Here is a 25,046-nt window from a genome sequence, read left to right as displayed (position 1 = left end):
GGGGGTGTTTTGGGGGTTGGGAGAGACAAGAAACGACACAAGAAGGGGCGCCGACCTGGGGGGGGGGGAGAGGGGGGGGGGGGGGGGGGGCCCCCCCCCCCCCCCCCGCCTCTCGTGAACTACCGCTCGATGAGGACCTTCACGTCCCACGGGCCGAGCCGCAGCGCCGCGCCCGCCTCGTAGGCGGTGTCGTCGATCGCGTCGGTCACCGCCGCGGGCACCGGGTAGTCGACCTCGTTCCACGACCAGTTGTGCACGAACCGCACCGTGCGGCCTTCGCCGTTGACGCCGCTGGTCGCGGTCAGGCTCGGGTGCTCGGGCCGCCACGCGTCGGCGGGGGCGATCCACTCGAACAGCGACCTGCCGAACGCGGAGTTGGGGATCGCGCCCACATAGGTCACGCGGCCCGCACCGTGCGCCCTGGTGGTCGCGGCCGCGAACCGGCCGTAGTGCGGGTGCACGTACTCGGCGAGGACGTCGGCGCCTTCGACGTTGAGCCCGTCGGCCCACTTCACCGCCGCCGCACCGGTCTCCAGCCGCAGCGGCGAACCCTCGGGGGCCTGCAGTGCGATCTCGGCCGTGAGGTTCGCGAACTCCTCGTACCAGACCCCGGCGGCCTCGGCGAGCCGCGCGGGCTGCACTTCGCGGCGGGCCCGGGCCTCTTCGTCGGCGTAGCCGGTGCGCGGGCCGACCACGAGGTGCCCGCCCGCCGCCGCGTACGCGGTGAGCCAGTCGAGCAGGTCGTCGTCCTCGGCGTAGAGCCCGGCGGCCACGAGCACCGGGTACTCGGCGACCGCCTCCTCGGGGGACCCCAGCTGGCTCGTGTGGACGATCCGCGCCTGGAGTCCGGCGTCGAACGCGCCCCGGTAGAACGGGCCGTGGATGACCTCGAACGAGCGGTGCTCGGGGTCGCCGCCGTCCTTCTGGATCTGCGGCTCGGCCGCCAGCGCCCATTCGCTGCGCTTGGAGTAGAGGACCGCGACGTCGGCGCCGGGCACGAGGCCGTCGAGGGCCCCGCCGGTCTGCTGGAGCTCCTTGCCGATCTGCGCGAGTTCGCGGTAGGTCCGCCCGGGTCGGCCGCTGTGGGGGAGGACGCCGCCCCAGTACGTCTCGGCTCCGAAGTGGAGGGTCTGCCACTGCCAGTACTCGATCATGGCCGCGCCGCGCGAGACGAGCGCCCAGGCGCACTGGCGCCACTGCCCGTCGTAGGCCGGCTCGTTCCACCAGGACATGCCGATGGCCTGCGCGTTGGTCTCGGTGACCAGGTACGGCGCCTGCTTCGAGGAGTACATGCGGTCGGCGGAGTGGTAGAGCGCCCACGCGCCCTTGGTGTTCCAGTCGATCGCGTCGCCGCCGTCGGCGGCGGGCATGGCGAGGCCGTCCTGCATCGAGTAGTACGGGTTCCCGGCGGTCACGTCCAGGCCCGCCGTGAGCGACGGGTCGTCGATCCCGGGGCGCGAGTAGGAGATGCACGTGGTCACGAACTGGTCCTCGCGCGCGTACTCGCGGGCGAGGTCGGCCTGCCAGCCGATGAACTCGGTGGTCAGGTCGGCCTGGAACCTGCGCCACGCGAGCGTGTACTGCGGCTGCGCGTTCCCGTCGGGCCGCCACAGGTCGGCCCAGGTCGCGAGCTTGTGGGACCAGTAGACCAGGCCCCATTCGCGGTTGAGGGCCTCGACGTCGCCGTACTGGTGGCGCAGGCGGTCCACGAACTGCTGGAAGACGCCTTCGTTGTGGTAGATCCGCAGGCCGGGCTCGTTGTCGACCTGGAAGCCGATGACGGACGGGTGGTCGGCGTAGCGCGCCATGATCTTGCGGATGACCCGCTCGGCGTGGAACTTGAACGCGGCGTGGGTGTAGTCGACCTCCTGGCGCCCGCCCCAGCCGAAGCGCTCGCCGGTGCGGTGCTCCCCGGCGATCTCGGGGTAGAGGCGCACGAGCCACGGCGGGACGGCGTACGTGGGGGTGCCGAGGATGACGGCGATGCCGCGCTCGTGCGCGCCGTCGAGGACCGGCTGGAGCCAGTCGAGGTCGAACCGCCCGTTCTCGGGTTCCCAAGTGCTCCAGACGGACTCGCCGACGCGGATGACCGAGAACCCGGCTTCGACCATGAGGTCGAGGTCGGTCTTGAGCCGCGCGGCGGCGGCCTCGGTGTCGAATCCGGCCACGACGTCCGGGTGGTACTCGTAGTAGTACGCGGCCCCGAACAGGATCGGGTTCGGCCAGTTGCTCATCTACAGCTCCTTATGACTACGTAGTCAGACGTACCGTACGCACCCCTGGGAACGTATGTCAACCCCGGTCCGGCGGCCTCGCCAACGAGAAAGGCCGCCCGCGAAAACTCGCGGACGGCCCATGCAGCGCCTTCGATCAGTATTCGACGCCCAGCGCCCGGCCCGCCGACTCGGCGTCGATCGGCGACTCGACCGGCGCCTCCTCGGCGAGCTCCGCCAGCCGGATCGGGGACGCGATCGGCCGCTTCGCGAAACCGGTCCCGTCCACGTCCGCCAGCTCGGCCACGTTCCGCCCGCACACCCGGCCCTGGCACAGGCCCAGCCCGGCCCCGCTCACGAGCTTGAGCGGGCGCACCGCGCCCACGTCCCGCTCGTCCACGGCCCGGTAGAGCATCGCCCTGGTGACCTCTTCGCACCGGCACACGAGCGTGTCGTCGCGCAGCCACCCCTGCCAGCCCGGCCGCACCGGGTACGCCGCGTTCAGCGCCGCCGCGAACCGCCGGCCCGACCGGACCCGCGCCATCGCCCGCACCGGCGGCTCGACCGCCGCACCCACGAGCTTCGCCGCCGCCGCGCCCGCGACCTCGCCCTCGGACGCCGCCAGATCGGCCCCGCCGATGCCCGTCAGCTCCCCGGCCGCGAACACCCCCGGAGCCGAAGTGCCCTGCACCGCATCGACGACGACGAACCCGTCCTCGACCCGGCACCGCGCCGAGAGCGCCAGCTCCAGCTGCGGCGTGAACCCGAACCCGACCGCGACCGCGTCCGCTTCGATCCGCCGCTCCGAACTCGGCACCGGGTTCCACAGCGCATCCAGCTTCGCGACGGTCACCGACTCGACGGACTCGATGCCGTGCGCCTCGACCACGGCCGTCCGGGACCGGTACGGCACCCGGTGCCGCGCAAGCACCGCCGCGTACCGCGCCAGCTCACTCGTCTTCTTCCAGCCCGCGAGCGCACCTGCAGGGTTCGCCAGCCACCCGGTCACCGCCGCGTTCGCTTCGGCGACCTCCACGACCCGCGCGCCCGCGCCGATCAGCGAGTCCGCCACCGGCAGCAGGAACGGCCCGGTCCCGCTGACCACGACCCGGTCGCCGACCGCCACGCCCTGGCCTTTCGCGAGCGCCTGCGCCGCACCGGCGGTGAACACCCCCGGCAGGTCCCAGCCGGGGAACGGCAGCGCCCTGTCGTACGCGCCCGTCGCGAGCACGAGCGCCCGCGCCTCCACCGTCCGGCCCTTCCGGTCCGGCCCGTCGGCCGGGCCGATCCGCAGGTGCACGCGGTGCCCGCCGTCGACCTTCTCGATCGCCCACACGGCCGCGTTCGCCACGTGCTCGACGTTTCGCGGCAGTGCGAACTTACGGCTCGCTAGCTTCGCCGAGGGGGCGAACTTGTCTTTTGACGCGAGCGCGTCCTGCCGGTGGTACTGCCCGCCGAGCTTCGCGCCCGCGTCGACCAGGACCACCTCGACCCCGTGCAGCGCAGCCGCATTCGCCGCGGCCAGGCCCGCCGGGCCCGCGCCGATCACCACGATGCGCCTCATGACGGCAGCTCCGCCCCGGTCTGCGTGCGGATATCGTCGCCGTCGGCGACCACCCGCTGGCACGCCCGCACATCGGGCACCCCGTTCACGACCACCAGGCAGTCGAAGCACACGCCGATCCCGCAGAACAGGCCCCGCGGGCGCCCTGCGCCCCGAGTGGTCCGCCACGAGCGGACGCCCTTCGCCAGCAGCACCCCCGCGACGGTCTGGCCCTCCTGGACCTCGACCTCTTCGCCCTCGAACCGCACCCTCACGTCCGCACCTCCGCGATCACCGCAGGCCTGTCCACCTTGAACCTCGCCGGATCGACCTCGGGCTCGCGCCCGCACATCAGATCCGCCAGCAGCCGCCCCGTCGCCGGAGCCAGCCCGATACCCGCGCCCTCGTGCCCGGACGCGTGCCACAGGCCGGGAAACCGCGGGTCCTCGCCGATCACCGGCAGATGATCCGGCGTATACGGCCGGAACCCGCCGTACGTCCGCATCACCGGCACACCCGCCAGCACCGGGAACAGCTTCACCGCGCTGCGCGCCAACCGCCGCAGCACCTCCACCTGCAGGGACTCGTCGAACCCGACCCGCTGGCGGCTCGACCCGATGAGCACCGTGCCCGTCGCGGTCGACTCGACCACCGCCGACACCTGCAGGTCCACGTCCGAACTCGCCACGGCCGCAACATAATCGGCCGCATAGACCTTCCTGTTGACGACCTGGGGGAGCGGCGCGGTCACCAGCACCATGCCCCGGCGCGGCAGCACCTCGATCGGCGCGCCCGCCGCGACGCTGAAATGGCCGGCCCACGGCCCGCACGCGTTCACGACCGCACCGCACGACACGGTCCCCTCGCCCACGCGCACCCCGGCGACGTTCCCCGACCCGTCGGAGACCAGGCCGTGCGCCTCAGCTCCGCCGCGCACCTCGCCCCCGCGAGCGCGCACGGCCGCGAGCATCGCGGTCGCGGCCAGCACCGGCTGCAGCTGCGCGTCCCCGGGATAGTGCACGGCACCGGCGACCTGCTCGGTCAGGTGCGGCTCCATCGCGCGGGCCTCGTCAGGCGCGACCTCGACCGCTTCGACGCCGACCGCGCGCTGCGCGTCGGCGAGGATCGACAGCGGCCCCACGGCGTCCTGGTCCGTGGCGACCACCAAGCCGCCCTTGGGCTCCCACTCCACCCGCGCGACCTCGTCGCCGAGCTCGGCCCGCAGCGATTCGATCAGCTCGGGCCACAGCCGCCGCGACGCGACGGCCAGATCCAGTTCCGGCCCGGGGGCCTTGTCGGACAGCAGCACATTGCCCTCGCCCCCGGCCGTGGTCCCCCCAGCGGGGGCACCACGGTCGACCACGAGGACCCGCAGCCCTGCAGCGCTCAGCGCCTCGGCGCACGCGGCACCGATGATCCCGGCCCCGATAACGACGACGTCAGCGGTCTCGATGCGACTCACCTGCCTCTCAGCACACGCACGATCAGAGAGTATGCCCGCCCGCGCCCCCGTGTACACCGCGGCCCGGATGCCGGTCCGCCCCTCCCGCATCGTGAAACAGGCTGCCCGCCGAGGCGGCGCCCTCGTCATGAGCGTGCGGTTCGATCCCGCGAGGCGCGGGAACGCCAAAGCGGCGCGATGCCGCTAATCTTGCGCACATGCGATCGAACGACGGACCCCCTGACCTCGACGGCGACTCCGGCGCGCGCTGGCTCTCCCGCCTCGGCCGGGCCCTGGGGATCACGGCGCTGCAGACACTGGCGGCAGGCCTCGCCTTGGTGCTCTTTATGATCCCCGCGAACGCCACCTCGGGCAGCGGCCCCTGGGCCGGGCTCGAGTACATCATCTACGGCATCTTCGCGGCGCCCGTCGTCGGAGCGATCGTCGGCATGGTCATCGCGGCCCGCATGCGCATGCCGCTCTTCGCCCTCTACGCGCTGCCGATCATGCTCGCGATGCTGGCGTTCATCGCGCCGTTCTACTCCAGCACCATCGACTTCCAGATCCCCGGCCCGGCTGTCTTCATCGTCGGGAACCTCCTGATCGCCCTCGCCACGGTCAGCCTCCCGCGCCGCCCGAGAGGCACTCCCGCCTGACGCTCACGGGTGCCGCACGAACTCGAACGCGCCGCCCGTGATCGTGCCTCCCGCCTTCCGCATCAACGCGATCGAACCCGGGTTCGCCGCGTCGCACTCGGTCGCCACCGCCGCATACCCGCGCTCGCGCAGCACCCGGAACACCGTGCCCAGCAGCGCCGCCGCGACCCCGCGCCCCCGGTACGGCCGCGCCGCCGCGACCGAGCCGAGGCGCGGACCGGACTCCTCCATCCAGACCCGCGCCATCCCGACGAACCGCTCAGCGGCCGGGTCCCACACCACCGGATAGACCGCGGGATCGTAGGCCGCCCCGGCGTGCTCGTTCACCCAGAACCCGTTGTCCGACCACCAGCCCCGCAGCCCCGGGATGTCGGCGCGCAACTCGGAGTCGAACAGCCGCACCCGGTGCATCCCGAAATCCTCGGGCGAACCGACTTGGAACCCGGCCAGCGCCGTATCGTCCCAGGCGGCCGCCGTCGCGACCGGCAGCGACCACCGGTGCTCGTACCGCTCGCCCACGAACCCGGCCTGCGCGAGCTCCCGGTGCTGGTCCTTCGCATCGGCGTCGGCCTCGGTGTACACCGGACATTCAGCGCCGATCACCTCGCAGAGCGCGGCGACCGCGCCCGCTTCGACCGGCTCGAACCACGCGAACCGCTTGAAGTCCGGGCGGTCCCACACGTACGCGGTCACGACCCGGCCCGCGCCGTCGCGGGCCTCCCAGCGGTACTCCTCGACCTGACTGACTTCCAAGACCTAACCTCTCCGGGGCGGCGTGCCGTAGACCGGCCGGTACTCGGCGAACTCGGTCGTGAACAGCGCCAGGCCCTCCGTGATGCCCGGCAGGCGCCGCTCGACGCCGTGCACGGCCTCGGTCGGCATGAACCCCGAGACATAACCTGTCGTCTCGGTCGAGAACTGGCCCTTGATGTTCGACCGGGCCTCGCCGAGCGTCTTCAGGACCGCGTTGCCGGTCCCGGCCGGGAACTCCACATTGAAGCTGTTCACCGGCTCGCAGACCTCGGTCCCGGCCTCCTTGAGCATCAGGTCCAGCAGGAACGCCGTGACCGCCCGGAAGTCGTTCGCCGTGCTCGCCTTGCCGATGTACCCGGTCGCGGTCAGCAGCACCCGGCAGTCGGTGACGGCCCACCCGTACAGGCCCCGCTTCAGGACCTTGTGGACGGTCTCCTCGACCGCGTTCCGCAGCGCCCGCGTCAGCGAGCCCCGCTCGACCTCCAGGCCGTAGCGCAGGCCCGAACCCGGCTCGCCCGGCTCCAGGCGCAGCCCCACGGTCGCGAGGTGCGGCGTCTGCTGCCAAGGCCCCATCTCGTGCAGCGCCTCGACCGTGCGGACCGGCCGCTCTATGTGGATCGCCCGCGTCTCCTCGAACTCGACGGCGATGCCGAACTCCTCGTCGAGCAGCGAGGCCACGACCTCCTTCTGCACCTCCCCGTAGAGCCGCACCGCCATCTCCTCTGACAGCTCGTCCAAGTGCGGGTCGACGAGCGGATCGCGCTCGGCCAGACTCAGCAGCGCCCGGTTCAGCCGGATGCGGTCGTGCGGATCGGCCGGGCGCACCACCGTCTCCAGCGTCGGCGGCGTGAAGAACCCGCCGCCCGCCAGCGCCTCCTCCGACCCGATCGCGTCGCCGATCCGGACCTCGGTGAGGCCCTTGACCTTCGCGATACTCCCGGGCTCGGCCACGGCCATCACCGTCTCCGTGCCCTGCGCGAACACCTCGACGCCGGTCACCTTGCCCTCGAACGACGCCACGGTCCCGTCGACCCGCCGGAACGTCCGCAACTGCTCGCGCGGCGCGATCCGCCCGCGATGCAACCGGACGTACGCGACCTTCTGACCCGCCGCGCCGTGCTCGACCTTGAACACCGTCCCGACCGGCTCGCCTTCCGAGTCCCGTTGCGGCACCGGCAGATACCGCCGGATGCCCTCGGTCAGGGCCGCCACGCCAGCGCCGGTCACGGCCGACCCGAAGAACACCGGGTGCGCCTTCCCCGACCGCACCTGCGCGGCCAATTCCGACTCGCAGTCGAGCGAGTCAGGACCGTCCAGGTACGCGGCCAGGAACTCGTCCGACCCGGCCGTCAGCATCTCGACCGCCCGCTCGGCGAACACCGCATCGCCGAACGCGAACGGCTCCACGGCGGCGTCCCCGCCGCCGATGCCGCGCACCGTGCCCATCGGCAGCAGCCGCGGGCTCAGCATCGCGGCCAGGTCGTCCAGCAGGTCCGCCTCGCGCGCACCGCGCCGGTCGACCTTGTTGACGAACAGGAGCGTCGGCACCCCGAGCCGCTCCAACGTGCGGAACAGGACGCGGGTCTGCGCCTGCACGCCCTCCACGGCCGAGACCACCAGCACCGCGCCGTCGAGCACGCGCAGGGCCCGCTCCACCTCGGCGATGAAGTCGGTGTGGCCGGGAGTGTCGATGAGGTTGACGGTGAGGTCGTCCAGCTGGAACGCCACGACCGCCGACTGGATGGTGATCCCGCGCCGCCGCTCCAGGTCCATGGAGTCGGTCTGCGTACTGCCGGAGTCGACGCTGCCGACGCGGTCGATGATGCCCGCGTTGAACAGCAGCCGCTCGGTCAGGCTGGTCTTACCGGCGTCGACGTGGGCGAGAATCCCCAGATTGAGATACGGCAAAGCAAGTCCTCGAGAGTGAGATCGTCTGGAATCGGCTGAAGCACTCCGAGGTTTGGCGCATGGCGATCTCCTGCAACGACGAGGACTGACACGTCTGAACCGACGATGAGCCCGAGGGTAGGACCGGTGAGGGGACCTCGCAAGCGAATTAGCGCGCAAGCGGCCGCTAGCATCCGGGGCATGGAGCAGACCACCCTGCAAGACGCGCTCAACGCCGACGAGATCGCGGCCGCCAACGAACTCACCCGCCGCTGGCTCACCGGCCGCACCGAGGTCCCCGCCGTCGCCTCCGGCCTCGGCATCTGGCCCCTCCTCGCCGTGCTCGCGACCGGCGCCGTCGAAGCCACCCTCGACGAACTCCTGGAAGCCGCCGGGCTCGACATCGGCCAGGCCGCCGACGTCCCGGCCGCCCTCCTCGACGCCGTCCACGCCGCGCCCGCCCTCCACCTCGCCCTGGCGGCCTGGTCCGGGCCCCGCGTCACCCTCGACCCCGACTGGGTCGCGGGCCTGCCCGTCGACGCCATCGGCTCGCTCACCGACGACGCCGCCGCCGACAAAGCGGCCCTCGACGAATGGGCCTCGCGCAACACCGGCGGCCTCATCGAGCAGATGCCGGTCAACCTGGACGAACCGATCGAACTGCTCCTCGCCAGCGCCCTGTCAGTGCGCACCAAATGGCGCACTGCATTCGACGAACGCGCGCCCTTCCGAAGCGGCCCTTGGAAAGACCGGGGCAAGGTCCTCACCGGCTCCTACGACTACGAGGTCCTGAGAGTCAGGCCCGACACCGCCGTGCTCACCTTCCAAGGCGACAACGATATCGACGTCCTCCTCGCCCTCGGCCGCGAGGACGCGCTGCCCCAAGAGGTCATGTCCACCCTCATCGACGCCGCCGCCGACCCGAACTGGGGCCGCCCCGCCACCGAAAGCAACGCGGACCTGGCCGCGATCGGCGTCACCTTCCTCAAGTACCAGGGCCCCACGCCGCAGACCTCGCCCGAGACCAACGCGGTTGTGCCCGCCTTCAACCTCAACAGCGACCTCGACCTCCTCGAAGACGCCGCCTCGCTCGGCCTCGAACTCGCCTCGGACGACGAGTACGCCCAGTTCGACCGCCTTGCGGCCCAACCCCTCTACGTCAGCCAGGCCAAACAGACGGCCACGGCGACGTTCAGCGCCACCGGCTTCGAAGCCGCCGCCGTCACCGCCTTCGGCATGGACTGGATGGGCGCCGCACCGCCTCAGAAACTCCACCCGCACCGGCGCGCGGTCGCCACCTTCGACCGCCCCTTCGCCTACCTCGCCCGCCACCGCCCCTCAGGCCTCATCATCATCGCAGGCTGGGTCAACGACCCGGGGGAGTAGCGCGCGGCCAAGCACGATCGCCCGGAGCTGCTGGGTCGCCGATCCGATGGAGACAGCGGCTCGGGCCCGCTAGCATCCAGGGGATGGGCACCGAGACGACACTGCAAGGCGCGCTGACCGCAAGCGAGATCGACGCCGCCAACGAACTCACCCGGCGGTGGTTCGCCTCGCGCGCCTCGATTCCGGCCGTCGCCTCCGGGCTCGGCATATGGCCGCTGCTCACCGCGCTGGCCACCGGCGCCGTCGGCGAGACCCGCGACGAGCTGCTCGCCGCCACGGGCATCGATGGCAAGCAGGCCGCGAAAGTCCCTGCCGCACTGCTCGAAGCGGTCCGCTCGACCCCGGCGATCAAGCTCGCCCTCGCCGTCTGGGCCGGAGCCCGCGTCACCCTCGACCCCCAATGGACCGCGAACCTGCCCGTAGACGCGGTCGGCTCACTCACCGGCGATCCCGCTGCGGACAAGGCGGCCCTCGACGCATGGGCCTCCCGGAACACCGACGGGCTCATCGACCGGATGCCGCTCGACTTCGGCCAACCCATCGACCTCGTCCTCGCCAGCGCCCTGTCCGTACGCACCACCTGGGCCACGCCCTTCGAAGACACCAGCCGCGCCTTCCCGAAAGGCCCCTGGGCGGGACTCGGACGCTGCCGAGCACTCACGACAACCCTCCACGATGACCTCCTCCGCGTCACCCCCGACGCCTCGGTCCTCACCGTCCCCGGCGACAGCGACATCGACGTGCTCCTCGGCCTCGGCCGCGAAGACCTTGCGCCGCAGGCGGTCATGAGCGCCCTCCTCGACGCCGCCACCGACCCCGCCTGGGGCCGCTCATCCACCGAACTCGCGGTGGGGGAGCGGGCCGCCGGAGTCGAAGTCACCGAGACCGCGGCCATGCAACCGCAGACCGGCCCCGAGATCGACGTCCAAGCCGTGCGCTTCAAGCTCGACAACGACCTCGACTTGATCGACGACGTCGCCGCCCTCGGCCTCCTCACCGCCTCAGACGAGGACCGCGCCCGCTTCGACCGCCTTGCCGCCGAACCGGTCTACGTCAGCCAGGCCAAGCAGACGGCCACCGCGATCTTCAGCGCCACCGGCTTCGAAGCCGCCGCCGTCACCGCCATCGCGATGCTCCGCACCGCAGCCTTCAGCAAGCCGCAGCACAAGCACGTCCGCGCCTCGATCCGTTTCGACCGGCCCTTCGCCTACCTGGCCCGCCACCGCCCCTCCGGCCTGATCCTGATCGCCGGATGGGTGGCACGCCCCGAACTCGACTGACCTTGCAGCAGCGCGGTAGCAGCAGTGCGGTACAGGTCCTCACAGGTGTGTCCATCCCGCAAACCGCTCGACACGGCTGCGGGCCTGAGGAATCCTGGGTCGATGGAATCGAACGACTACTGGGACGCCGAGGCAGCCCGCGGCTATGACACTCCTGGCGAGGGCATGTTCGCGCCGGAGGTCCTCGACCCGACCGTCGACCGGCTCGCCGAACTCGCCGAAGGCGGCCGCGCCCTCGAGTTCGCGATCGGTACCGGACGCGTGGGCGTACCGCTCACCGAGCGCGGCGTGCCGGTGACCGGCATCGAGCTGTCCCCCGACATGATCGCCGTGCTCCGCACCAAAGCCGATGAAGCAGCGCTCCCGGTGCTCGAAGGCGACATGACCACCGTCCAGGCCCCCGGCGAGTTCCGCCTGGCCTACCTGGTGTTCAACACCATCTCGAACCTGCTCACCCAGGACCAGCAGATCGAGTGCTTCCAGAACGCGGCCCGCCACCTCGCCCCGGGCGGGCGGTTCGTGATCGAGCTGTGGGTGCCCGAACTGCGCGCGCTCCCTCCGGGCCGCAAAGCCACGGTCGGCGTCGTCGAGGACGGGTACGTCCTGCTCGACACCTACGACACCCTCAACCAGCACGTGGTCTCCCACCACTTCACCTTCGACGAGACCCGGCAGGCCCGCCTCGGCCGCACCCCGCACCGGTACATCTGGCCCTCCGAACTGGACCTCATGGCCCGCCTCGCCGGCTTCGAACTCGAATCCCGCCATGCCGACTGGCAGGGCGGCGAGTTCACCGCCGACTCCCCGTACCACGTCTCGGTCTACCGGCTCCCCACCGTTTGACGGTCAGGCGCCCTGCCAGGCGTGCCAGAGTCCCGCGTACACCCCGCCCGCCGCGAGCAGCGCGTCGTGCGGGCCCTCTTCCGCGATGCGGCCGTCCTCGACCACCGCGATCCGGTCGGCCGAGGCCGCGGCCTGCAGCTGGTGGGCGATCGCGATGACCGTGCGGCCCGCCAGCGCCGCAGCCAGCGCGGCCTCCACATTCCCGGCGCTAGCAGGGTCGATGCCGGCCGTGGCCTCGTCGAGGATGACGATCGGCGGGTCGGCGATGACGACGCGCGCGAGCGCGATCTGCTGCGCCTCAGCCGTAGTGAGTGCGCGGTGCTCGGGGCCGACCATCGTGTCGAGCCCGGCCGCGACGGCCCATCCGGCGTCGACGCGGCGCAGGGCCGCGAGCAGGTGCGCGTCATCGGCGTCAGGCGCGGCGAGGATCAGGTTCTCCCGCAAGGTCGCCGTGAACACGTAGTGCTCCTGGGTCACGAGCACGACGCGGCGGCGCAGGTCCTCGACTGCGATGTCGCACACCGGGACCCCGCCGAGCAGCGCGGTCCCGGACCGGGGCCGGTCGATTCCGGCGAGGAGCCGTGCGATCGTCGATTTCCCTGCGCCCGAGGGGCCGACGACGACCAGCCGTTCGCCCGCGCGCGGGTGCAGGCTCAGGCCGTGCAGCACGTCGGGTCCGTCGCCGTACCCGAACGTCACGTTCTCGAGGACCAGGTCGGTCCCGTCCGGAGAGGCCTCGCGCGGCGCGGACTCGATGAGCCCGACTCCGGCGATGCGCGCGAGCGCCGCCGATCCCTGCTGGAACTCGCTGAGGTGGATCATGACCCCGTTGGTGGGGTTGGCGATGCGCACGACCACGGTGATCGCCGCGATCGCGGTACCGATGGTCAGGCCGCCGTCGAGGTACCACAGCCCGGCGGCGATGATCGTGAGCAGGAGCTGGACCCGGTTGAGCCACAGCAGGAGGAAGAAGAACTCCATCTGGAGCCGGATGAGCCGCTTGAACCGCTCGTACAGGGTCTCGGCCCGCGCGTAGCCGAGGTCGCGCCGTTCCGACTGCATCGCGAGCGCCGCCACCGTGCGGGCGCCGCTCCCGGAGGCCGCGAGCGTCTCGGCCGCTTCGCTCATGGCGGCGCGCTGCGCGGTGAACACGAGGCCCGCGCTCCGCAGGTACCGGCGCGCAGCGAGGATCAGCGGCGGCAGCGTCAGCAGCGAGACCAGGCCCAGCAGCGGGTTGACGACGAACAGCGCGAGGTACAGCACCAGCACTTCGATGAGGGAGGTGACGATCGTGGGTCCGTTGTCGCGCAGTAGATCAGCGACGGTGTTCACGTCGGTCGCGGTCCGCGTCCCGAGGTCGCCCCGGCCCGCCTGCTCGACGCGGTCGAGCGGCAGCCCGAGCACCCGGGTGATGACTTCTTCGCGCAGCCGCGCGGCGGCGCGCTCCCCGAACCGGTACCCGGCCCTGCGGCCCAGGCGGCTAAGCACGAACTGCACTGCGACGCAAGCGAGGATGATGCCGCAGACGAGGTTGACGTCGCCCGCGCCCCAGCCCGCGCCGATCCCGTCGACGACCCGTCCCAGCAGGACCGGGATGGCGACGCTGAACCCGGCCGCGAGCGTGTACATGACGAGGACCTGCGCGGCGGAGGCCTTGTCGGCGGCGAGCAGGCCCCGGAAGGCCCGCCGCACCTGCGCGGGGCTCGCAATCGGCAGTCGCGCTCGTGTGTCGTGGGCGCTCATGCGGACGCTCCGTGTGCGGTGAGGAGTCGGTATTCGGGCTCGGCCTGCAGTTCGGCGTGGGTCCCGGTGGCGTGGACCTTGCCTTCGACCATCCACACCACGCGGTCGGCGCGGGCCAGCCACAGCGGCGATGCGGTCACCACGAGGGTCGACAGCGCCGCGCGCGTCTCGGCGACGCGCGTGGCGATCAGCGATTCGGTGTGCGAGTCGACCGCAGAGGTCGGCTCGACGGCCAGGAGCGTCTGCGGTCCGGCGGCGAGGGCGCGGGCGAGGCGCAGCCGCTGGCGCTGGCCGCCGGAGAGGTTGCGTCCGCCTTCGGCGATGTGCCCGTCGAAGGTAGCGCCGAGCCCGGTGTACACGTCTGCGGCGCAGGCGGTCGCGATCGCGGCGCTAGCGGTTTCGGGTGCGGCCCTGAGCGTGTCGCCGAGGGTCGCTTCGAAGAGGTAGTCCTCGTCGGTGAGCAGCATGATCCGTTCGCGCACGTCGGCGAGGGCGTACGCCTCCAACGGCCGCGACCCCCACACCGCTTCGGAGTCGCGGTAGCGGGCCAGGCGCTCGCAGGCGTCCGCGGCCGGGGCGGTCTCGGCGGTGACGAGCACGGTGAGCCCGGCGGCGGGGACGGTGAGGCCCGAGTCGGGGTCGTGCAGCTCGCCGCTTTCGCCGGGCAGCGTTCCCTGGTCGTCGACATCCGTTGCGATGGCGAGGAACCGGGTGAGGCGGCCGGCGGCGACCCAGCTGGCGACCAGGTAGTTCGCGGAGATGATGAAGTTCCCGGAGACGGCGATGAAGATGGTCGCGAAGCTGAACGCGGAGGCGAGGCCGCCGATGGTGAGCGCGCCGTCCACGACGAGGAGCGCGCCGGCCCAGGTGATGGCGGCGACGAACACGATCGGCATGGAGCCGCGCAGGGCGTGAATCCACGAGCTGGAGTTGGCGACCGCGTAGCCGCGTTCGCGCAGCGCCGTCGACTGCTCCCGGTACCGCGCCGTGAACAGCAGGTCGCCGCCGATGCCGCGCAGGACCCGCAGACCGCCGACGATGTCGGCCGCCTGCGCGGTGAGCGAGCCGATCATGTCGCGGTAGTCGGCCTGGCGCCGCTGGAGGCTCTTGAGGAGCGGCCCGGCGACGAGGGCGGTGACGACGCTCCCTGCGATCACGATCCCGCCCAGCAGCGGGTGGATGGACCACACGAGTGCCGAGCCGATGGCGAACATCGCGAAGTTGTTGGTGAGGAAACCGATCTCGGTGACGGTGTGGGCCGCCTTGCGCATGTCCTCGCTCGGGAGGTTCACCAGCTCACCGGCGGAGACGCGCCCGCGCACGCCGGTCCCGGCCGCGTTCAGGTGGTCGGTGAGCCGCCGGACGATGACCCGCTGGCTCGCGGCGTCGGCGGTGTTGAACTGCCGGTAGCCGAGCACCCAGGACGCCGGCTGCACCGTGACCGCGATCGCCATGAGCGTCAGCCAGAACGCGAGGGCGCGGCCGTCGCGGGCGACGAGGCCGTCGTCGACGACCTGGCCGAGCATCCACAGCTGCGACATGGAGGCGCCGCCCGCGAGGAGGAAGAACAGCGTGCCGAGCGCGATGCGGCCTGACTGCGGCCGCGCGAGGTCGGTGAGGAACCGCAGCTGGGGTGCGCGCGGCCGTTGTCTGGAGGGCATGGGACCCAAGCTTACCGGCCGACCGGTATCTCGGAAACCGCTTAAACTGTCGCATTCCCGCCTGTGCCGGGTTCCGCGCGTCAGCCCTCTTGAATTGAAGTTTCAAGTTTATGTGCGCAGGGCCACGTTCCCAGGTGGCGCGCGCTAGCCATTAGGCATGCCTTACCTAATCTGCTCGCGTGTCCGACGCCCACCACCCGACCACCGCCCCGGTCCGCCGCCGCACCCCGGCGCGCACCACGACGGTATTCGCCATAGGCATTGCGGCCCTTGCCGTCTGCGTCGCACTCAGCCTCGCCCTCGGCACCCGACCCGTACCCCTGGACACCGTCGTCGACGCGCTCCTCGGCCGCGACGCGAGCCGCGACGCCCTCGCCGTCACCGGCATCCGCCTGCCCCGCACCGTCATCGGCATCGTCGTCGGTGCCGCACTCGGCCTCGCCGGAGCCGTCTGCCAAGGCGTCACCCGCAACCCCCTCGCCTCACCCACCACCCTCGGCGTCAACGCCGGAGCGGCGCTCGCCGTCGTCACCGCCATCCACCTCCTCGGCCTCACCCGCCCCGCCGAGTTCCTGCCCTTCGCCCTCGCCGGAGCCGCGCTCGCCTCCATCGCCGTCTTCGCCCTCGCCCGCGGCGCGGGCGACCTCGACCCGGTCCGCCTGGCGCTCAGCGGCACCGTGCTCGCCTCCGTCCTCGCCGCCTGGACCTCCGCGGTCCTCCTCACCTCCGAGCAGACCCTCGACGAAGCCCGCTTCTGGCTCGTCGGCTCCCTCGCCGCCCGCGACCTCGACATGCTCGCCCCCGTCGCCGCCCCGCTCGCCGCCGGGACGCTCCTCGCGTTCCTCGTCGCCCCCGCTATGAACGCCCTCAGCCTCGGCGACGACGCCGCCTCCGCCCTCGGCGTCCCCGTCGCCCGCACCCGGCTCCTCGGCGGCATCGCCGTCGTCCTTCTCGCCGCGTCCGCCGTCGCCGTCGCCGGACCCATCGCCTTCATCGGCCTCGCCGCACCCCACCTCGTCCGCGCCGTCATCGGCACCGACCACCGGCTCCTCCTGCCCGGCTGCCTCCTCGGCGGCCCGATCCTGCTCCTCGCCGCCGACGTCCTCGGACGCATGATCCTGCGCCCCACCGAGATCGAAGTCGGCATCGTCACCGCCTTCCTCGGCGCGCCCCTCCTCGCCGTCCTCGCCAGGAAGGCCGCCCGATGACCGCGCTCCCGAGGGCCATCGCCGCCCCGGCTCCCCGCCGCCTCGGCGCGATCGCCCGCCAGCGCCGCCGCACCGCGCTCCTCGCGCTGGCCGGACTCGCCCTCCTCGCCGCCCTGATGCTCGCCGGGATCTGCCTGGGGGAGAACGCGATCGGCCCCGCCCGCGCCCTGAACGCGCTCTTCCTCGGCACCGGCGACCGGGGGGACGTGCTGCTCGTCGGCCGCTTCCGCACCCCGCGCGTCCTCAGCGCCGTCGTCGCCGGTGCCGGGCTCGCCGTCGCCGGAGCGGTCCTGCAGCGCGTGGCCCGCAACCCGCTCGCCAGCCCCGACGTCGTCGGCATCACCGGCGGCGCGTCCCTCGGCGCGACCGCCGCGGTCGCCCTCGGCCTCGCCGCGCCGCTCACCCCGCTCGCGGCCCTCGGCGGAGGCCTCTGCGCCGCAACGATCCTCGGCCTCCTCAGCTGGAAAGCCGGAATCAGCCCGACCCGTCTCGTCCTCGTCGGCCTCGCCGTCCAAGCGGGCCTCACCGCCGCCGTGAACCTCTTCATCGTCCGCTTCCCGGCCGAACTCGCCTCCTCCGCGCTGCACTGGACGACCGGTTCCCTTTACGGCCGCAACTGGAACGAGACGATCATCGGCGCGATCGCAACGGGCGTCGCCATGGCCTTCGTCTTCGCGCTCGGCCGCCGCGCCGCCGTCCTCGACCTCGGCGACGACGCCGCCGGAGCCCTCGGCGTCCGGCCCGGCGCCGCCCGCCTCCAGCTCCTCGCGGCCGCCGTCGTGCTCGCCTCGCTCGCGGTCGCGCTCACCGGCCCGGTCGGGTTCGTCGCCCTCGCCGTCCCGCACCTAGTCCGCCGCCTCGCCGGACCCCCGACCGCCGGAACCCTCGCCCTCAACGCCCTCGCCGGGGCGCTCCTGCTGCTCACCGCCGACCTCGTCGCCCAGCACGCGCTGCCGCTCGACGGCCTGCCCGTCGGCGTCGTCACCGCCACCCTGGGCGCGCCGTTCCTGCTCGCGCTCCTGGCCCGCCAGAACCGACCCGACCCGAGGACCGCCCGATGACGCATGCCCCCAACGCGATCACCGCCGAGAACCTGCGTATCGGATACGGCCGCAACACGATCGTCGCCGACCTCGACCTCACGCTCCCCGGCGGCCAGGTCACCGCCATCGTCGGCCCCAACGCCTGCGGCAAGTCCACGCTCCTGCGCGGCCTCGCCCGCCTCATCGCCCCCGAGGCCGGGACCGTGGCCATCGACGGCGACGACATCCACCGCATGAGCGCCCGCGCCCTCGCCCGCCGCCTGGGCCTCCTCCCGCAGCAGCCCGTCGCCCCCGAAGGCATCAGCGTCGAAGCGCTCGTCCGCCTCGGCCGCTACCCCCACCAGCGGGCACTGCGCCCCTGGTCCGAAGCCGACAGCGCCGCCGTCGAGACCGCCTTGGCGCGCACCGGGACCACCGCGCTGCGCGACCTCCCCGTCGACCACCTCTCCGGCGGTCAGCGCCAGCGGGCCTGGATCGCGCTCGCGCTCGCCCAGGACACGCCGCTGCTCCTGCTCGACGAGCCGACCACGTTCCTCGACCTGCGGCACCAGCTCGACGTGCTCGACCTCGTCTCCGAGCTCAACGCCACCGCCGACCGCACCGTCGTCATGGTCCTCCACGACCTCGGCCAGGCCGCCCGGTACGCCGACCACCTCGTGGTCATGCGCGACGGCGCCCCTGCCGCAGTCGGCGCGCCCGCCGACGTGCTCACCGCCGAGCTCGTCGAAGACGTCTTCGGCGTCCCCTGCCGCGTCGTCCCCGACCCCGAGACCGGCACCCCCCTGGTGGTCCCGCGCGCGAGCGCCCGGCACCGCCGCCCCTGACACCCCCTGCACCCGAAAGGAACCCACCCAGAATGAAGACCACGATCCGAGCTGCCGCCGCCCTCCTGGCGGCCGCCGCACTGGCCGCCACGGCCGCCTGCGGCGCGGCGACCGCCACCGGCGACGCCGCCGAGCAGCAGGCCGACGCGACCGGCGCGTTCCCGCGCACCATCGCGCACGCCATGGGCGAGACCGAGATCCCGGCCCAGCCCGAGCGGGTCGTCGTCCTCGACTCCGGCGAACTCGACGACGTCACGCTTCTCGGCATCGAGCCGGTCGGCGCGGTCGCCCCGCACTTCAACAACGCGGGCGGGTTCCCCGACTACCTGGCCTCCATGACTGAGAACACTGTGGACGTCGGCCCGATGGAGGAGCCCGACCTCGAGAAGATCGCCGAGCTCGCGCCCGACCTGATCCTCTCCTCGAAGATCCGACACGAGGCCATCTATGCCGACCTCGCCGCGATCGCCCCGACCGTGTTCACCGAGACCACCGGTGTGGCTTGGAAAGAGAACCTCGCCGTCCACGCCGAGGCCCTCGGCCTCGAAGACGAGGCCGCCGCGGCCCTCGACGCCTACGAGACCCAGGCCGCCGACCTCGGCGCCGCCATCGAAGCCGCCTACGGCGAGATGCCCACCGTCTCGGTCGTCCGCTTCGTCGCGGGCCCGACCCGCCTGTACCAGAAGGCCACCTTCTCCGGCGTGATCCTCCAGGACGTCGGCGTCGCCCGCCCCGAATCCCAGGACGTCGACGACTTCGCCCTCGAAGTCGGCCCCGAGCAGATCGACCTCGCCGACGCCGACCTCGTATTCGTCTGCGCCGCCGACATCCCCGAGAACACCGAGCAGGAAGCGGCCCAGGACAACCCGCTCTGGACCGAGATGGAGGCCGTGAAGAACGGCAAGGTCTTCAACGTCAAGGACGAGATCTGGATGAGCGGCATCGGCATCCAGGCCGCCCGCCTGGTCCTCGCCGACCTCGCCACCGCCGCGGGCGTCGAACTCCCCAGCGCCGAATAGCAGCCCCGGCCGCTCCCCGCTCGAACAGGGGAGCGGCCGGTCACCATCGCGGCGAAACGGCGTTGCCTCACCGCAGCCCAGGTGACAGGCTTGCCTCCATGAACGACCCGATCGCCGAACTCCGCACCCGCTACCGGACCCACACCTGGACCCCGGTCGGCATCGGTCACTCCGACGCCCACGTCTGGCGCCTCGACGGGCCGACCCCGCTCTTCCTCAAAGCCGGCACCGACATCGCACGGGAGGCGAAGGCCCTCGCCTGGCTCGCCGGATTCGACCTCGGCACCCCCGAAGTGGTCGACGCGGGCACCACCCCCGACGGTCGCGACTACCTCGTCACCACGGCCGTACCCGGCCGCTCCGGCGCCGAGCCCTGGCCCGAACCGGACCGCAACACGGTGGTCGACGCGATCGCGAGCTACCTCCACCGCTTCCACGCCCTACCGGTCGACCAGTGCCCGTTCCCCGCACCCGAACCGGTCGACGACCCGGTCGTCTGCCACGGCGACTACATGCTCCCCAACGTCATCCTCGACCCCAACACCCTCGAAGTGATCGGCGCAGTAGACATCGGCACCCTCACCATCGGCCCCCGCGCCCGCGACATCGACGACATGGTCTGGAGCCTCACCGCCGCCGACCTCAACCCCCAATACGGCCCCGAATACGCGGACCGCTTCCGCCTCGCCGCGACCCGCAGGCCGTAGCCGACTGAGTGGGCAGGCCCCTGGGACTGGGGGCTCGGGGACCGGCACCGTCCACACGGTTGCGTGCAGCAGCTCGCATTGACAAGTGGGCACTTGCCCATTAATAATGGGCAAGTGCCCACTCGCGGGTTGTTGTGAAGGAGCAGAAGTCCATGGAATCTCCAACGATGACCGATGTCCTCATCGTCGGCGCCGGACCAGTGGGTCTCGCGCTGGCGTGCGACCTTGCCCGCCGCGGCGTGGGAGTGCGAATCATCGACCGCACCACCGCCTTCCCGGTTGGAACGCGGGCTCGAGGCGTCCGCGCCCGGACGCAGGAGGTGTTCGATGACCTCGGAGTGCTCGACCGTCTGACCGGGCACGCAGAGATTCCGCTGCCCACGCGCTTCTACGACGCCGACGGGAACGTGGTGCGCGAGGCGGTGATGTACGACGCGCCCCCGGTTCCGGGAGCGCCTTACCCAGGCAGCCTGATGGTGGGGCAGCAGTTCACCGAGGCGGCCCTGCGCGAACGGCTCGGGTCCCTCGGGACCCGGGTCGAGCTCGGTTGCGAACTCGTCGGTCTCGCCCAAGGCCGCGACCAGGTCACGGCGACCGTCCAAACAGGTGGACGCCGCGAAGACCTCCGGGCCCGGTATCTGGTCGGATGCGACGGCGGTGGCAGCAGCGTGCGCAAGCTGACGGGAATCAGCTTCCTGGGCGAGACATGGGAGCGGCAGCGGATGCTGTTCGGAAACCTTCGCGTCGACGGCCTGGACGGCTCGGTCGCGCACATGTGGGCGCAAGGTCCCGGCGGGATGCTGACCCTGGCGCCGATGCCCAAGAGCGGCACCTGGTTCTTCACCGCGCCGCTGCCCGAGGACGGCGACCAGCGCCCGTCCCCGGTCTCGGTGGAGACGTTCGCCGCCATCTTCGATGCGCGTGTCGGGCTGCCGCGGGTGCGGTTCTCCGACCCGGTCTATCTGTCCGTGTACCAGGTCAACATCCGCATGGTGGACCGCTACCGGGACGGCCACGTCCTGCTGGCGGGGGACGCCGCCCATGTGCACACCCCCGCTGGCGGCCAGGGCATGAACACCGGCGTGCAGGACGCCTACAACCTCGGCTGGAAACTCGCGCACGTCCTACGCGGCGCACCTGAGGCGCTACTGGACACCTACGAGGAGGAACGCCTCCCGATCGCCGAGCACGTGCTCGCCTCCACCACCGCTCGAGGCCGCCACTGGAGCGGTTCGGACACTGCGCGCGTGGCCGAACGCATCGTCGGCACGTTCCAAGGGCGGGACCCGTTCAGCGATGTCAGTCAGTTGAGCATCTCCTACCGAGGCAGCCGCTTGGCCCGCGACCTGGACGGGGCGATAGGCATTCGCGCCGGCGACCGCGCCCCGGACGCCTACGTCACCGACTCGGCGACCGGAGCGGAAGTGCGGCTGTTCGACGTGTTCCGCGGCCCGCATTTCACCCTGCTCGTTTTCGGCTCACGGCCCGTGCCGCGAACGGATGGGAGCCGGTTCGGTGAGGTCCGCGTCCACCGCATCCACGCAGAACCTCTCCATGGGGACAGTGAACATGCGCTTTTGGACACTACCGGGGAAGTGCACAAGCGCTACGGTGTCGACCAGGATGGACTCGTGCTGATCCGACCGGACGGCTACGTCGCCCTCACCGGCGGCACCTGGGACTACCAGTCCGTGTCCGCCTACCTGCAGCAGCTGGTCGGCGGCTAGGAGAAGGAAGCGGCGGAAGGCTGAACGACGCTCGGCAGAAGCAGCGCTTCGGTACGGCTGCGAGGAGGAGCAGATCCAGCGCTGGGCTGCTGAAGGCAGCGGGCCGCAGCTAACCAGACATGCGAAGGGACCGGCCGCAATGCGGCCGGTCCCTTCGCTCGCTTCTATCAGGAAGCGTTGCGCCAGTTGAGGTCAGCCGCGCTGACTACCTCGCCGAAGCGGGGGAGGTTGTGCTTCAGCGTCGCGGCGTGTTCGACCTCGAAGCGGGTGCTCATGGCGTCCTCCACGAAGACCAGCTCGTACCCGTGGTCTGAGGCCGCCCGTGCGGTCGATTCCACGCCGATGTTGGTTCTGATCCCGGCCATTACCAGCGTCTCGGCTCCGTAGCCCCGCAGGATCGCGTCGAGGTCGGTGCCGTAGAAGCCGCCGATGGTGCGTTTCACGACCACCGCGTCCGCGAGATCCGCAATAGCCTCGGCGAGTTCGCTGCCCGGGGGTTGCTCGGTGATGTTCGGTCGTTCCACACGGATCGCCACGACCGGGACGCCCGCCTTGCGGGCGTCCTCGGCCAGGGCGATCGAGGACTCGAGGACCTCGGCTCCCGAATGCGGCTCCAACGGCTGGGTGAGGAGCCGGGGCATGAGGTCGACAAGTACGAGTGCAGTCCTTTGGGGGTCAAGGGGAGTCATACCCTCACCCTACTCAGTCGGCGTCGCGCATCCGCAGGAGCTTTCGGGCCTCCACAGTCGAGATCGCCGGGCGCTGCGCCAGCGCTGCCGCCTCGGCGGCCCGCTCCACCAGCTGGTCGTTGCCCGTCACCGGCTGCCGCCGCGCGAACGAGACCGTGTCCTCCATGCCCACCCGCAGATGCCCGCCGTGGGCCAGCGAGGCGAACATGACCGGCAGCGTGGTCCGCCCGATGCCCGTGGCGGAGAACGTAGTCCCCTCCGGCAGGTACCGGCGCACGCCCTCCGCGAACGCGGACACGGTCGAGGCGTCACCGGCCGCGCCGCCAGGCACGCCCAGCACGAAGTCGACGTGCACATGCCCGCCGAACGGCAGGCCCTCCTTGTCGAGGAGCCGTTCCAGCCCCGCCAAGTGCCCTAGGTCGAAGAGCTCGTACTCCGGCACGACCGCCTTGTCCTGCATGCGGTTGTGCAGCTCGACGATGAACTCCCAGCGGTTCATGAACACGTCGTCGCCGAAGTTCACGGTGCCCATCGTGCAGGAGGCCATGTCCGGTTCGGCGTCGAGCACCGCGAGTCGGGCGGCCTCGCCGTCGTGGACCGAGCCGCCCGTGGAGAGCTGCACGATGAGATCCGTGGTGTCGCGAAGGGCCGCAACGGTGTCCCGCAGCCGCACCGGGTCGAGCGTGGGCTTGAAGGCATCGTCCCGCAGGTGCACGTGGATGATCGAGGCCCCGGCCTGCTCGCACCGCTTCGCGGTGTCGACCAGCTCGTCGAGCGTTACCGGAAGCGCCGGGACCTCGGCCTTGTCGACCTCGGCCCCGGTGGGCGCCACGGTGATCAGGGTGCCGGTCATGCGACCTCAGCCGCCTCGTCGTGGCGGGCGACGGCCTGGCGGGACTTCGCGGCCGCCGCGTTCCCGGCCTCCATCGCGTGCACCGGCGGGTGCATGTTGCGCCACCACTCCTGCCCGGCCTTCGGGAGCGTGTCGATCGGGTCGTAGAACGGGTACCGGCGCGTCAGAGCGTCGGGGTCGTCGGCTTCGATCGAGGTCCGGTAGTTCTTGGTCCAGTAGGAGATCCCGAGTTCGCGGTCGTACGCCTCGAGCTGGTGGACCCAGCGCTTGCCGACCATCGGCACGTCGCAGATGATGCGCGGCGTCGCGTACCCGGGCAGGTATCCCATGATCGCGGTCTGGAGCTCCTGCGCCTGGGTTACCGAGGTGCGCCAGTGCTCGGCGTTGGGGATCATGTCGCACATGTAGAAGTAGTACGGCAGGATGTTCGCTTCGCCTTGCAGCGCAAAGCAAAGGTCAAGGAGATCCGCTTGGGAGTCGTTGACGCCGCGCATGAGCACACCCTGGTTGCGCACGTCGCGCACGCCAGCGTCGAGCATCGCCGCCGCCGCTCGCGCCACGGCCGGGGTCACCGAGTTGACGTGGTTGATGTGGGTGTGGATCGCGAGGTTGACGCCCTGACCGGCCGCGCGTTTGGCGATGCGGGCCATGCCCTCGACGATCTCGTCCTGCAGCCAGTGCTGGGGGAGCCCCATCAGCGCCTTGGTCGCGAGGCGGATGTCGCGGATGGTCTCGACGTCCAGGAGCCGGTCGAGGAACCGCTCGAGCTGCTTCCAAGGCAGGTTCGCCACGTCGCCGCCCGAGACGACCACGTCCCGCACGCCCGGATGGGAGTCGAGGTAGTCGAGGATCGCCGTCTGCCGGTCGACGGGCTTCAGGGCGAGCCGCCGCTTGTCCACTGTGGGCGTCGAGTTGCCGACGAGGTCCATGCGGGTGCAGTGCCCGCAGTACTGGGGGCAGGTCGAGAGGAGTTCGGCGAGCACCTTCGTCGGGTACCGGTGGGTGAGTCCTTCGACGGCCCACATGTCGTGCTCGTGCAGGGAGTCGCGGGTCGCGAACGGGTGGGAGGGCCAGTCGGCGTGCCGGTCGGAGGCGACCGGGAGCATGTAGCGGCGCACAGGGTCGGCGTAGAACGCGTCGGTCCAGGAACCGGGGGCGGTCTCCTCGATCGCGGGCGCCATCGTGTTGAGCATCTGCGGGGGCAGCAGCATCGACATGGTCGCCGAGCGCTCCATGTCGGTCGCCAGGTCCTCGTAGAACGACTCGTGGAGCCGGTCGCCCACGACGTCGCGGAGCTGCTTGACGTTCTTGACGCAGTGCACGCGCTGCCACTGCGCCGAGGCCCAGTCGGCCTCGGTCACGTCCGCCCAGCCGGGGAACCGCGTCCAGTCCGGCTCGACCAGCCTGCGGCGCCGGTACTGGTAGGGCTGTTCGATCACGGGCGCTGTGTCTCCCGTTGGTCGATCCGACACCTTCTCACCTCCATGTCCGGGCTGTTGGCCCGGGGAAACCTCCCAGACGGGGATGACCGTCCTTGTGACGAGGATAACCTTCCGTTACTGTAGTGCGC

General features: G+C 71.6%; 21 protein-coding genes. 10 read left to right on the top strand and 11 right to left on the bottom strand.

Annotated elements, in window-relative coordinates; translation table 11 throughout:
- Positions 1–119 precede the first annotated feature (119 nt).
- The 4 genes from ACZ60M_RS19230 to ACZ60M_RS19215 form a co-directional block, all read right to left on the bottom strand.
- Positions 120–2,234, bottom strand: a complete 2,115-nt coding sequence (locus tag ACZ60M_RS19230) for a beta-galactosidase (protein ID WP_465419877.1) — start codon at positions 2,232–2,234, stop codon at positions 120–122.
- Between the two features lie 136 nt (positions 2,235–2,370).
- Complete coding sequence (locus ACZ60M_RS19225) at positions 2,371–3,777, bottom strand: FAD-dependent oxidoreductase (RefSeq protein WP_465419876.1); 1,407 nt, start codon at positions 3,775–3,777, stop codon at positions 2,371–2,373.
- The gene (locus tag ACZ60M_RS19220; RefSeq protein WP_465419874.1) at positions 3,774–4,031 is read right to left on the bottom strand and encodes a (2Fe-2S)-binding protein; all 258 of its coding nucleotides are present in this window, start codon (positions 4,029–4,031) and stop codon (positions 3,774–3,776) included. The genes ACZ60M_RS19225 and ACZ60M_RS19220 overlap by 4 nt, the downstream gene beginning before the upstream one ends.
- The gene (locus tag ACZ60M_RS19215; protein ID WP_465419880.1) at positions 4,028–5,209 is read right to left on the bottom strand and encodes an NAD(P)/FAD-dependent oxidoreductase; all 1,182 of its coding nucleotides are present in this window, start codon (positions 5,207–5,209) and stop codon (positions 4,028–4,030) included. The genes ACZ60M_RS19220 and ACZ60M_RS19215 overlap by 4 nt, the downstream gene beginning before the upstream one ends.
- Positions 5,210–5,415: 206 nt before the next feature.
- Between ACZ60M_RS19215 and ACZ60M_RS19210 the strand changes: the two genes are divergently transcribed.
- Complete coding sequence (locus tag ACZ60M_RS19210) at positions 5,416–5,853, top strand: hypothetical protein (protein WP_465419873.1); 438 nt, start codon at positions 5,416–5,418, stop codon at positions 5,851–5,853.
- Between the two features lie 3 nt (positions 5,854–5,856).
- Here the strand turns inward: ACZ60M_RS19210 and ACZ60M_RS19205 are convergent, their stop codons facing one another.
- Both ACZ60M_RS19205 and ACZ60M_RS19200 read right to left on the bottom strand, forming a co-directional pair.
- Positions 5,857–6,606 (bottom strand): GNAT family N-acetyltransferase, encoded by a 750-nt coding sequence (locus ACZ60M_RS19205; RefSeq protein ID WP_465419872.1) that lies wholly within the window; start codon positions 6,604–6,606, stop codon positions 5,857–5,859.
- Positions 6,607–6,609: 3 nt separating this feature from the next.
- A complete protein-coding gene (locus ACZ60M_RS19200) occupies positions 6,610–8,514 on the bottom strand; it encodes a GTP-binding protein (protein ID WP_465419870.1) in 1,905 nt (634 codons plus the stop codon).
- Positions 8,515–8,694: 180 nt separating this feature from the next.
- On the opposite strand from ACZ60M_RS19200, the gene ACZ60M_RS19195 reads away from it, so the two are divergent.
- From ACZ60M_RS19195 to ACZ60M_RS19185, 3 genes are all read left to right on the top strand, one after another.
- Positions 8,695–9,879, top strand: a complete 1,185-nt coding sequence (locus ACZ60M_RS19195) for a serpin family protein (protein ID WP_465419868.1) — start codon at positions 8,695–8,697, stop codon at positions 9,877–9,879.
- An 83-nt stretch (positions 9,880–9,962) separates the two neighbouring features.
- A complete protein-coding gene (locus tag ACZ60M_RS19190) occupies positions 9,963–11,159 on the top strand; it encodes a serpin family protein (RefSeq protein ID WP_465419867.1) in 1,197 nt (398 codons plus the stop codon).
- Between the two features lie 102 nt (positions 11,160–11,261).
- On the top strand, positions 11,262–12,002 hold the full coding sequence (locus ACZ60M_RS19185; RefSeq protein WP_465419865.1) for a class I SAM-dependent DNA methyltransferase: 741 nt from the start codon (positions 11,262–11,264) through the stop codon (positions 12,000–12,002).
- A 3-nt stretch (positions 12,003–12,005) separates the two neighbouring features.
- On the opposite strand, the gene ACZ60M_RS19180 is transcribed toward ACZ60M_RS19185, so the two are convergent.
- Positions 12,006–13,745, bottom strand: a complete 1,740-nt coding sequence (locus ACZ60M_RS19180; RefSeq protein WP_465419863.1) for an ABC transporter ATP-binding protein — start codon at positions 13,743–13,745, stop codon at positions 12,006–12,008.
- Positions 13,742–15,406 (bottom strand): ABC transporter transmembrane domain-containing protein, encoded by a 1,665-nt coding sequence (locus ACZ60M_RS19175; RefSeq protein ID WP_465419861.1) that lies wholly within the window; start codon positions 15,404–15,406, stop codon positions 13,742–13,744. The genes ACZ60M_RS19180 and ACZ60M_RS19175 overlap by 4 nt, the downstream gene beginning before the upstream one ends.
- Before the next feature lie 179 nt (positions 15,407–15,585).
- Between ACZ60M_RS19175 and ACZ60M_RS19170 the strand changes: the two genes are divergently transcribed.
- The 6 genes from ACZ60M_RS19170 to ACZ60M_RS19145 all read left to right on the top strand — a co-directional run bounded on the left by ACZ60M_RS19170 (position 15,586) and on the right by ACZ60M_RS19145 (position 21,934).
- Positions 15,586–16,614 carry a FecCD family ABC transporter permease gene (locus ACZ60M_RS19170; protein ID WP_465419860.1) on the top strand — a complete coding sequence of 343 codons (1,029 nt, stop codon included), beginning with the start codon at positions 15,586–15,588 and terminating at the stop codon, positions 16,612–16,614.
- The gene (locus ACZ60M_RS19165; protein ID WP_465419859.1) at positions 16,611–17,675 is read left to right on the top strand and encodes a FecCD family ABC transporter permease; all 1,065 of its coding nucleotides are present in this window, start codon (positions 16,611–16,613) and stop codon (positions 17,673–17,675) included. The genes ACZ60M_RS19170 and ACZ60M_RS19165 overlap by 4 nt, the downstream gene beginning before the upstream one ends.
- Complete coding sequence (locus ACZ60M_RS19160; RefSeq protein ID WP_465419857.1) at positions 17,672–18,481, top strand: ABC transporter ATP-binding protein; 810 nt, start codon at positions 17,672–17,674, stop codon at positions 18,479–18,481. The genes ACZ60M_RS19165 and ACZ60M_RS19160 overlap by 4 nt, the downstream gene beginning before the upstream one ends.
- Before the next feature lie 32 nt (positions 18,482–18,513).
- On the top strand, positions 18,514–19,500 hold the full coding sequence (locus ACZ60M_RS19155; RefSeq protein WP_465419856.1) for an ABC transporter substrate-binding protein: 987 nt from the start codon (positions 18,514–18,516) through the stop codon (positions 19,498–19,500).
- A gap of 98 nt (positions 19,501–19,598) precedes the next feature.
- Positions 19,599–20,207, top strand: a complete 609-nt coding sequence (locus tag ACZ60M_RS19150) for a phosphotransferase (RefSeq protein WP_465419854.1) — start codon at positions 19,599–19,601, stop codon at positions 20,205–20,207.
- 152 nt (positions 20,208–20,359) lie between these two features.
- Positions 20,360–21,934, top strand: a complete 1,575-nt coding sequence (locus ACZ60M_RS19145) for an FAD-dependent monooxygenase (RefSeq protein WP_465419852.1) — start codon at positions 20,360–20,362, stop codon at positions 21,932–21,934.
- 167 nt (positions 21,935–22,101) lie between these two features.
- Here the strand turns inward: ACZ60M_RS19145 and ACZ60M_RS19140 are convergent, their stop codons facing one another.
- The 3 genes from ACZ60M_RS19140 to ACZ60M_RS19130 are packed head-to-tail and all read right to left on the bottom strand — an operon-like array spanning position 22,102 to position 24,915.
- Positions 22,102–22,623 (bottom strand): isochorismatase family protein, encoded by a 522-nt coding sequence (locus tag ACZ60M_RS19140; protein WP_465419850.1) that lies wholly within the window; start codon positions 22,621–22,623, stop codon positions 22,102–22,104.
- Positions 22,624–22,636: 13 nt separating this feature from the next.
- The gene (locus ACZ60M_RS19135) at positions 22,637–23,476 is read right to left on the bottom strand and encodes a beta-keto acid cleavage family enzyme (RefSeq protein ID WP_465419848.1); all 840 of its coding nucleotides are present in this window, start codon (positions 23,474–23,476) and stop codon (positions 22,637–22,639) included.
- Positions 23,473–24,915 (bottom strand): KamA family radical SAM protein, encoded by a 1,443-nt coding sequence (locus ACZ60M_RS19130; RefSeq protein ID WP_465419846.1) that lies wholly within the window; start codon positions 24,913–24,915, stop codon positions 23,473–23,475. The genes ACZ60M_RS19135 and ACZ60M_RS19130 overlap by 4 nt, the downstream gene beginning before the upstream one ends.
- Positions 24,916–25,046: the final 131 nt, after the last annotated feature.

The organism is Glycomyces sp. NPDC050141 (genome assembly GCF_055586545.1).
This window is presented reverse-complemented; position numbering and strand designations above follow the sequence as displayed.

Coding starts and splice junctions, on each gene's coding strand:
- ACZ60M_RS19135 (WP_465419848.1), bottom strand. CDS start 23,476: ATGACCGGCACCCTGATCACCGTGGCGCCCACCGGGGCCGAGGTCGAC.
- ACZ60M_RS19190 (WP_465419867.1), top strand. CDS start 9,963: ATGGGCACCGAGACGACACTGCAAGGCGCGCTGACCGCAAGCGAGATC.
- ACZ60M_RS19175 (WP_465419861.1), bottom strand. CDS start 15,406: ATGCCCTCCAGACAACGGCCGCGCGCACCCCAGCTGCGGTTCCTCACC.
- ACZ60M_RS19150 (WP_465419854.1), top strand. CDS start 19,599: ATGAACGACCCGATCGCCGAACTCCGCACCCGCTACCGGACCCACACC.
- ACZ60M_RS19230 (WP_465419877.1), bottom strand. CDS start 2,234: ATGAGCAACTGGCCGAACCCGATCCTGTTCGGGGCCGCGTACTACTAC.
- ACZ60M_RS19165 (WP_465419859.1), top strand. CDS start 16,611: ATGACCGCGCTCCCGAGGGCCATCGCCGCCCCGGCTCCCCGCCGCCTC.
- ACZ60M_RS19210 (WP_465419873.1), top strand. CDS start 5,416: ATGCGATCGAACGACGGACCCCCTGACCTCGACGGCGACTCCGGCGCG.
- ACZ60M_RS19160 (WP_465419857.1), top strand. CDS start 17,672: ATGACGCATGCCCCCAACGCGATCACCGCCGAGAACCTGCGTATCGGA.
- ACZ60M_RS19155 (WP_465419856.1), top strand. CDS start 18,514: ATGAAGACCACGATCCGAGCTGCCGCCGCCCTCCTGGCGGCCGCCGCA.
- ACZ60M_RS19180 (WP_465419863.1), bottom strand. CDS start 13,745: ATGAGCGCCCACGACACACGAGCGCGACTGCCGATTGCGAGCCCCGCG.
- ACZ60M_RS19140 (WP_465419850.1), bottom strand. CDS start 22,623: ATGACTCCCCTTGACCCCCAAAGGACTGCACTCGTACTTGTCGACCTC.
- ACZ60M_RS19195 (WP_465419868.1), top strand. CDS start 8,695: ATGGAGCAGACCACCCTGCAAGACGCGCTCAACGCCGACGAGATCGCG.
- ACZ60M_RS19145 (WP_465419852.1), top strand. CDS start 20,360: ATGGAATCTCCAACGATGACCGATGTCCTCATCGTCGGCGCCGGACCA.
- ACZ60M_RS19185 (WP_465419865.1), top strand. CDS start 11,262: ATGGAATCGAACGACTACTGGGACGCCGAGGCAGCCCGCGGCTATGAC.
- ACZ60M_RS19225 (WP_465419876.1), bottom strand. CDS start 3,777: ATGAGGCGCATCGTGGTGATCGGCGCGGGCCCGGCGGGCCTGGCCGCG.